Source organism: Ruegeria sp. CF4 (assembly GCF_056537345.1).
In genome coordinates this window covers 44,380-52,682 of sequence record NZ_JBQFRJ010000018.1, presented here as the reverse complement: position 1 = coordinate 52,682, position 8,303 = coordinate 44,380, and the positions used below count along the sequence as shown (strand labels likewise).

Sequence of the window (8,303 nt, the reverse complement as noted above, 5' to 3'; positions counted from 1 at the left end):
GGTCAGTTCACGCCCGGACTCCGTCCGTTTCGTCAATTCGCAGAACTGGCTGCCTAACTTTGGTATAATCGCCAAGACAATTTGGCGCGTTCAGAACTTTGCAACAGAGCCCCAATCAGGGCTGTCGCAATTGCGATCCAGATCAAAACAGCTGGGTCGAACAGAGTATAGGGCTCGAAAGTTGCGACCTGAGGGCTATTGGGATCAACAAACCATCGGACATGCGCTTGTGCCGCCATCGGGGCCATCAGCAGGCCAATAACCCAACAAAGCCAAATGTTGGGAAATTTGGTTTCTTCCGGTCAGGACAGGTCGGACACTGGTGGGCGGGCCGCTGGATCGTGGCAAAAAGACGATGTTGAACACTTGGCATTTCGCGATCCTTTCGTTTCCCAGGAAAGCAGTTGATTTCGATTGGCTTAACTCGGCGCGGCAGGCCGAATGTCCCGTCTCATATACCCGAACCATCGGGTGAAGTCCGACTGGAGGATGACTGTAGCTGCGATCGCCATCAATATACCAGGCCAGGTTGCCAGGGGTGGCAGGGTATTTCCCGCAAACAATCCGATCACAAGCACCAAAGTCGGATTGAGGAATGTGTAGGACATCACACGGGTTGGGCCGATTTGCGTTGTGCTCCACTGAAATAGGAAAAAAGTTACAATAGTGGTAAAGACGGACAAATAGGTGATACCTGCCAGTGTGCCGATCGGTATCTCTGCCCAGGACACACTGCCAAGACTGGGCAATGACACTAACAAAAGCCAGATCGATCCAGTGGCCAATATCCAGAAGGTCATCCGGGCCATAGGCTCGCCATTGTGCAGGACTTTGACTAGTGTGGTATATCCAGCGAGCGCAATTGTGCCTGCAAGAAACAGGAGATCTCCCGCTCCGGTTTCAAGTGCCATAAATGCGGAGAGATCACCCCGGAAAATCACCCAAATTGCGCCAATCGCGCCGAGGGGAAGCGCAATTCGTGCGCTTCGTGTTATCCGTTCTCGCAACAGGATCGTTGTGATGCCTGCGGTAATGACGGGACTTATCGAAAAGATTGCCGCCGTGTTCAGCGGTGTAGTCATTTTCAGAGATGCAAACATGCACCAAAAGAACGTGACCAGCAGAAGGCTGAGCAGACTGTAGCGCAATAGGTCGCGCAGGCTGGGACGGACGATGCCGAAGCGCCACGCCACCAGCGGAGCGAATAGCAGTGTCGCAAGGGCGAACCGCACAAAGGTCAGCACAACACTATCCAGACTGTCTGTGATGGCGGAAACTACCGGAAACGACGTGGCCACCAAGAACGTCGCTACCAGCATCAAGCCGTGGACATGCAGATCAGCTCTGACTACCGTTGGTTTAACTAATGCGTTTGGGTCGAATGACATAGCAACCTCCTATTCTGCTGCGAATGCGGTAAAGCTGGCGGGGTAGGGGCCAGGGTAGGAGATCTGCTCAAGCGGGTACCGGTTGCTCGGCACCTCGCGCACACGCAGATCGTGCGGAAGGCGACTGGTCTCGGCGGCACGGCCGATAGTGATCCCGACCTCAAGTCGAAACCGGTCTGGCAAACCCAAAACTGTGGTCGCGTGTTCAAAATCGAGGCCCGCCATGGCATGGGCGGCATATCCGAGAGCAGTTGCCTGAAGCGCGATTTGCATCCAGGCGGACCCAGCATCGAAGCTGTGGTATTTCGAGATCATCTCGGGCCGATTTTCTTCGGCGGGCATCACCTTGTCCGAGATCAGAAAGATCAGTGCCGACGCAGATCCGGCCCATTGCCGGTTTTCTGCGTCCAGCACCGACAGGAAATCCGTCCAATGTTTGTCGGTGCGATGGGCATACAGAAATCGCCAGGGCTGGACGTTGAATGCCGAGGGTGCCCAACGGCCTGCTTCAAGGATGGTCAGAAGATCGGCATTGGGCATGGGTTTTGCTTCATATGCGCGTGGGGACCAGCGATCCAGGAAGAGCGGTTCGATTGGATGGTGGGCGGTTCTGAATGTTTGCATTTCGGGACTCCTAGTCATCTACTCGGACGTTCTGTCCTGCCGTGGATGCGTGGCCAAAATCGCCTACGCAGCTTGATGCCCTATGAAATACAGTGATGCATGAAAGTAGAGAATACGGCTATCGATGAACTCTTACTTCACTTACAGTAAATAATCATGGACCGTATGACCGCCCTTACCGTGTTTCGAACCGTGGTCGAGCTTGGCAGTTTCGCAGCTGCGGCGCGCAAGCTGAACTTGTCCCCTGCTTCGATCAGTAAGAATGTCGTTGAGTTGGAGGGGCATCTTTCGGCGCGTCTGATCAATCGCACGACCCGACGCATGAGTCTGACCGAGGCCGGCACGCTGTATTTCGAGCGTGTCGTGCAAGTCCTGGATGATTTGAATGAGGCCGACGCAACACTTCAGGCCATTCAGGATACGCCATCGGGCGTTTTGCGTGTGAGCGCACCAGTTACGGTGACGCTGATCGGCCTGTCGGAAAAAATCCCGAAGTTTCTCAACCGATATCCCGAACTGACGCTGGACCTGAGGTTGGATGACCGGCGGGTCAACCTGGTTGAAGAAGGGTTTGATATTGCCCTGCGCGGGAGTGACGATCTTGAAGATTCGGGACTGATTGCGCGAAAGCTGATGATCATGGATCACGTCGTCTGCGCGGCACCATCTTACTTCGAACAGCACGGTCGTCTAACCCGGCCCGAGGATCTGGCGCTGCACAATTGCGTCCAGTTCACCTTGTCGGACCATGCCGTTCAATGGACTTTCATACAGGGCAGGCGAACTGTCAAAGTCCCCGTTCGGGGCCGCTACAAGGTGTCCTCCAGCCTTGCGGTCCGGGATGCTTTGCGTGCCGGGTTCGGTCTGAGTCTTGTTCCACGTATGTATGTCGCTGAAGATCTGGCCGCAGGAAGGCTGTGCACGGCTCTGGAAGACTGGACGCCGAACGAGACGGGCCTTTACGCTGTCTACCCGTCCCGACGCTACGTGATGTCGAAGGTTCGGGTGTTTCTCGATTTTCTTGTTGAAGAACTTTAGGGATAGATGCGCCCGCATCTGGACGGCCTTCTTTTGGTCGTATCCCAATGGTCTTCGTGATTGCAGCGAATGGCCGCAAAGCGGGCTACAGGCGTTATAGTTGGCGACAGATCGCACCTATCAGTTTTCTAACCGCGTCTCTAATAACCCATAGACTTATGGCTACTTCGACGCTGATGCGAGCGCCGCTCCTATTCCGACAAACGCGCCACCGGTGATCCTGTTGAACCACCGTCCGCTTCGGGCAAGCCAGGGCGCAATGCGCTGCGCAAATCCTGCCAGTAGAAGCTCATAGACAACCTCAACGAGTACGAACGTTCCGCCAAATACAGCGAGCTGTAGCAGGAAGGGCGATCCCGCGACCATGAACTGTGGAAGGAACGCAGCAAAGAACAAGAGGCCCTTTGGGTTAGAAACGGCGACGAGGAATCCCTGCTGGAACATCCTGTAGGTTCCAAGATCATTCGTTCTTGTCAAACTGGTCGCTGCACCAAAATCGGGGGGTGCGGAGCGCCAAACCCGAATACCAAGATAGACGAGATATGCGGCACCGATCCATTTTGCGACGAGAAAAGCGCGCTCCGATGCAGCGAGCAAGGTGCCAAAGCCAGCCAGAGAAATTGCGATCAGAAGGAAGAACCCAAGCGCTCCGCCCAAAACGGTGGAAACAGTCGGGCGGAAGCCATAGCAGGCCCCATGTGTCAGCGACAACAACCCATTTGGACCAGGGGTCAGGGACAATCCAACCGCAGCAGCCAAATAAACCAGCCATAGTTCGTACGTCATTTCATGCCTCCAAATCCGCCAAAGTGTCCTTGTTCTAACCAATCGACTCGCGCAACCGGTGTCCTTGGCGTTTGATTCACCAATACACGCTGGAATGTGCCTGAGTTCATTTTTCGTCCTCTCGCTTGAGCAAGCCCCGCAAAAAAATTCTTGCATGGTCTTGCTTGAATTTTTCCACATTCATGGGATCAATTTCGCTGAAAATCAGGCTCCAGATACCTGCAAATATTGCTGGCGCAATAATGGTTCGCGGATCCAAACCTGAAGCCTGTTGGCTGAGCACGCCACTCTCCACCCCGGCGCTGATCAGGCGGCGCAAGGTCGCTTCACCTTTTGAAAAAATCTCACGATGGTAGAAGGCAACAATGTCTGAGTGATTGTGACCTTCGGCCACCATGACCTTAAAAATGTAGCGCGCGTCACCCGCGACAAGCTGATCGTATAACCGGTCGATGACCTTCTCAAAGAGTTCCTCATAGGGCCCTTCAAACTCGACGATAGCCTGAGCCGCTTCGTCAAGTGCGCGTTCCATGGTGTCGCGCGCCACTGACTCAAAGATGTCCATCTTGGAATTGAAGTATAGATATACCGTTGTCCGGGAAATCCCGGCACGACGCGCAATTCCCTGAAAAGTGCTCCCCGCAAGACCCTTTTCACGAAGTTCTTCCAGTGCAGCCTGGCATATCTCACCGGGTCGGTGCTCTTTCCGACGACGGTGCTTGGTTTTTGCTGTGTGTTCCGAAATCTCAATTACCTCCTATTGCCAACTACAAGTTACTGACGTAAGTGTCATTAAAAATCTGAACAGCGTGTATTGTCGTCAATTTGGGCTAGCTGGAACTTCCAGGATGCCCGGAGTTGCAGCACGCAATCAGTGCAGCAGGGCATGGTGAGGTCTTTGGCTTTGTCATCCCTCTAGGTAGGAAACGAATTATGTCGGTTCTCAACATTCAACGCATGCTTGCGGGTGTTTTTCTGGGACTGGGTGGTTGGGCACTGATCTTCCCCGGTACTGTCGAGCAGCTTGTTTTCAAACCAAATTACTTTGTGGGTAACGAAACGAGCCGACTATTGTTGGCGTGCTTTGGTGCACAAGCTGTTCTGGCAGGCACCATCATGGCCCTTGCGCGGTTTACGCCTACCACCTTCCTGGTATTTGGATTGGTGGGCTCGATCCCGTTCTTCATCTTCAACTATTATTTTGTCTTTGTAGTTGAGATGTTCACCCATTGGATGCTGCTCGACTTTGTTGGCAACGTGTCGACTTTTGCCTTGTGTATGTATGGATACTGGAAGTCGCTACAGGAGGTGCGCCGGTCCCACTCACACTGATCTGACCTAATGGTATCGGGGATTTCGACGAGCCACTTAGGAGACCAAATACCTATCGAGATGTGCTGAAAGCATGAGTGCAATCGAGTGCAGCATGACGATGAGCCTGGAATACTGGTAGTCTGGAGCAGGCGCGCCTGACCGGCCTAAGTACAAATGATCGGAAGAAACATGCCCAGATTGCACAGTAAGACAGCCATTGTGACAGGTGGTGCGCGCGGCATTGGAGCCGCAATTGCTCGTGCTTTTTGTGACGAGGGAGCGAAGGTCATCCTGACCGACAAGGACGTCGATCTTGGTCAAAAGACGGCCGAAGAAATAGGCGCGGAGTTCGCAAAACTGGACGTGTCTTCCGAGATGGACTGGGAGGCTATCGAAGCACAAATTCCAGTTCTGGATGTGCTTGTGAACAACGCGGGTATCACCGGATTTGAAGGATCCTTAGACGGACAACCTCCTGCACATGATCCCGAGAACGCAACACTTTCAGACTGGCGAGCGGTTCATGCGACCAACAGTGACGGGACGTTTCTAGGATGCCGTTACGCTATTCGCGCCATGCGCCCAGCGAAAACCGGATCTATCATCAATATCTCTTCACGCTCTGGCATCATCGGTGTGCCTATGGCGGCAGCATATGCCGCTTCAAAGGCTGCTATCCGAAATCACACGAAATCGGTCGCACTGTATTGTGCAAGTCAGGGCCTTGCCATCCGCTGCAATTCTATCCATCCGGCGGCAATCAAGACGCCAATGTGGGAGCCACTGTTAGGCGAAGGTGCAGACCGCGCAAAACGAGAAGCAGCAATCGTTGCTGATACTCCGATGCGGCGATTTGGAGAAGCGTCAGAAGTAGCTGCACTGGCTGTTATGCTTGCATCCGACGAAGCCCCTTACATGACCGGAGCTGAGCTTAACATTGATGGAGGTATCCTTGCAGGGTCTGTGGCCATTCCTGACGAGTGAAGGCAGGAAGGAGTTAGCGCAATCGAGCGGTAATCTGGACTTTTTTAGCACGGAGGCGCAGGTGGGCTTTGGTATTGCTGCGACGGATAGGCATGCTGGCAGCTAGACCAGTGTCCGGTTCGGATCACCAACAAGCGCTGACCAGCGAAGCAGAGAATGACACCTCTGAACCCATGCTAATCTCTAGACAAGGCAAAGCAACTGACTTCTGTTCCAAAGATTCGTTTACCGATCAACACGGGCCAAAGCGAGACCGATACCCGACCCAACAAAAAGAACACCAGTTAGCCTGTGACGCCATCGTCCGAGCTTAACTATTGCAGGTCGCGCCATCTGCGCAGAAGCGGCCCACACAAGATCACCGAGCATGATGATGGCTACATAGATCACGGCGGTAAAAAGCAAAGCAGAAGAACCTGATCCGATAGCCACAAACTGAGGCAGGAATGCCGCGTTGAATATTAAGGTCTTTGGATTGATCGTGGCGAGTAGGAGACCCTGCCAGAAGAGTGCTGTCAGCGGCTCACGGCTGGCACTTTGTTTATCCAGGTCCGCGACGCCCTGACACCATACGGTCACGCCGAGATAGACCAGATAAGCCACTCCGATCCATTTCAGCCAAAGAAATGCGAAAGCAGCAAACTCAAGGAGCGCGGCCAGTCCAAGGACGACGATTAAAAGCTGCAAAGCCACGCCAATAGTTGTGCCAAACACTGTCATTGCGCCGAAGCGAAATCCGTAAGCCAGTGTGTTTGCAACAATCAATGCTACGTTCGGCCCAGGAATAGCGACCAGGAGAGCGGTAGCTCCAACCAGTGCGAATATCAGACTCGGCTCCATCGAACATTCCTTGTTTGAGAGCAGCTTTAGCGGTCATTATCCAATGGCCAACTTCAACCCGAAAAGCTGGAACTGCAAAGCACGGAATATTAGGCTTGGATCGGGTCGCGAGCAACAAAGAACACAAAAAGCGGCGAAGGGCTGTTGAAGGTTAATCCCACAGAAAGCCAGGCCGCAGTGAATGGGGGCTTTCCATTAGTAGCATGGGTTTCAGAAACACGCGATCACGGCTGTTGACTTGGGTCAAATCGACCGCAGGCCAGTACTGTATTATTTGCGGGGATCATAGGAGCTCACCGCCATGACATGTAACCAGGTCGGCCGATTCGTTTGGCATGATCTCTTCACGGGCGACCGATCACGCTCAATGGACTTCTATCGAGACCTTGCCTCCTGGAGCTTTTTGACCGAGCACGCGATGGATTTTGCCTGGGGCGGCGGAGAGAAGGACTTTGTGCTCGCCTTAGCACAAGAAGAGGTTGGCGCAGGCATTGCCGAGACACCGCAACACTACGACGACGGGTGGATCGCCTATGTAGAGGTCGAAGATGTAGATCAATCCGCGTCGTCAGTTGAGAAACTCGGTGGAACCGTTGAGAGACCGCCATTCGAAGTGCCGGGCGTTGGTCGCAACTGTCTTTTGAGGGACCCTTTAGGAGCCTTGGTTGGTATCTGCCAGTCCCGACACTCCTATCCGGTGCAGGAGCGGCAATTTGGAATAGACGGGTATCTATCGAGTTCCGCAGATTTCCCTGGTGAATTCTATTCGGAGTTGTTCGGATGGGTTTCCGGGTACGACAGCGAACTACAACGAACAACCACCATTTCGCTACTGTCCGGCGATGAAATTGCCGAGCAGTTGCGCGGGTTGCCTCAGGAACAAGAAGATGCCTACTGGATTCCGAGCATCAAAGTTGAAGATGTCACCGCCGCCTGTCGTGACGTGGAACGATTGGGTGGAAAACTGGCCAAGATCGACACGAATGATCCGGATCACACACGCTGTCGGGTCTTTTACGATCCGAATGGTGCGCTATTCTTTCTTGTTAACGCATCACTCCGGACACGGAACGATCATTAAGAGCAAGGGCTGAAAGCTACCCTTGCTTGATCGATTCCTTAAAAAGGGAACCTATGGTGCGAAGGAGGCGGGTGTTCAGCCTCCGGTGGAAGGCCGACGTCCTTCCTCAGGTGAGCCGGCAGCTCGGCTTTTCTGAATAGAACAGGCTGTTCTGCGCTTGGTCGCCGGGCGAAGATAGCCGCTAGCCTTAGTAGGAGGCCACGCGACCGGTTGATTGGAATGTAAAGTGATAAGCTTGGCATTGTTCT

At 53.6% G+C, this 8,303-nt stretch carries 9 protein-coding genes; 4 read left to right on the top strand and 5 right to left on the bottom strand.

Features of this window, described 5'->3' with window-relative positions:
- Positions 1 to 419: 419 nt before the first annotated feature.
- A complete protein-coding gene (locus tag ACR0NF_RS21420; RefSeq protein WP_480473055.1) occupies positions 420 to 1,388 on the bottom strand; it encodes a DMT family transporter in 969 nt (322 codons plus the stop codon).
- 9 nt (positions 1,389 to 1,397) lie between these two features.
- Positions 1,398 to 2,012: a nitroreductase family protein gene (locus ACR0NF_RS21415; protein WP_480473057.1), complete on the bottom strand. Its 615-nt coding sequence runs from the start codon at positions 2,010 to 2,012 to the stop codon at positions 1,398 to 1,400.
- A gap of 156 nt (positions 2,013 to 2,168) precedes the next feature.
- Here ACR0NF_RS21415 and ACR0NF_RS21410 point away from each other — a divergent pair, with 156 nt between their 5' ends.
- Positions 2,169 to 3,050, top strand: a complete 882-nt coding sequence (locus ACR0NF_RS21410) for a LysR family transcriptional regulator (RefSeq protein WP_480473059.1) — start codon at positions 2,169 to 2,171, stop codon at positions 3,048 to 3,050.
- 162 nt (positions 3,051 to 3,212) lie between these two features.
- On the opposite strand, the gene ACR0NF_RS21405 is transcribed toward ACR0NF_RS21410, so the two are convergent.
- Positions 3,213 to 3,836 carry a LysE family translocator gene (locus ACR0NF_RS21405; RefSeq protein ID WP_480473061.1) on the bottom strand — a complete coding sequence of 208 codons (624 nt, stop codon included), beginning with the start codon at positions 3,834 to 3,836 and terminating at the stop codon, positions 3,213 to 3,215.
- A gap of 106 nt (positions 3,837 to 3,942) precedes the next feature.
- Positions 3,943 to 4,521 carry a TetR/AcrR family transcriptional regulator gene (locus tag ACR0NF_RS21400; protein WP_480667944.1) on the bottom strand — a complete coding sequence of 193 codons (579 nt, stop codon included), beginning with the start codon at positions 4,519 to 4,521 and terminating at the stop codon, positions 3,943 to 3,945.
- Positions 4,522 to 4,769: 248 nt separating this feature from the next.
- Here ACR0NF_RS21400 and ACR0NF_RS21395 point away from each other — a divergent pair, with 248 nt between their 5' ends.
- Entirely contained in the window at positions 4,770 to 5,168 is a 399-nt protein-coding gene (locus tag ACR0NF_RS21395; RefSeq protein WP_480778921.1) for a hypothetical protein, read from the top strand.
- A 201-nt stretch (positions 5,169 to 5,369) separates the two neighbouring features.
- Positions 5,370 to 6,134: an SDR family oxidoreductase gene (locus ACR0NF_RS21390; protein ID WP_480473067.1), complete on the top strand. Its 765-nt coding sequence runs from the start codon at positions 5,370 to 5,372 to the stop codon at positions 6,132 to 6,134.
- Positions 6,135 to 6,359: 225 nt separating this feature from the next.
- On the opposite strand, the gene ACR0NF_RS21385 is transcribed toward ACR0NF_RS21390, so the two are convergent.
- Positions 6,360 to 6,974: a LysE family translocator gene (locus ACR0NF_RS21385; RefSeq protein WP_480473069.1), complete on the bottom strand. Its 615-nt coding sequence runs from the start codon at positions 6,972 to 6,974 to the stop codon at positions 6,360 to 6,362.
- A 301-nt stretch (positions 6,975 to 7,275) separates the two neighbouring features.
- Between ACR0NF_RS21385 and ACR0NF_RS21380 the strand changes: the two genes are divergently transcribed.
- Positions 7,276 to 8,055: a VOC family protein gene (locus ACR0NF_RS21380; RefSeq protein WP_480473071.1), complete on the top strand. Its 780-nt coding sequence runs from the start codon at positions 7,276 to 7,278 to the stop codon at positions 8,053 to 8,055.
- The last annotated feature ends 248 nt before the right edge of the window (positions 8,056 to 8,303 follow it).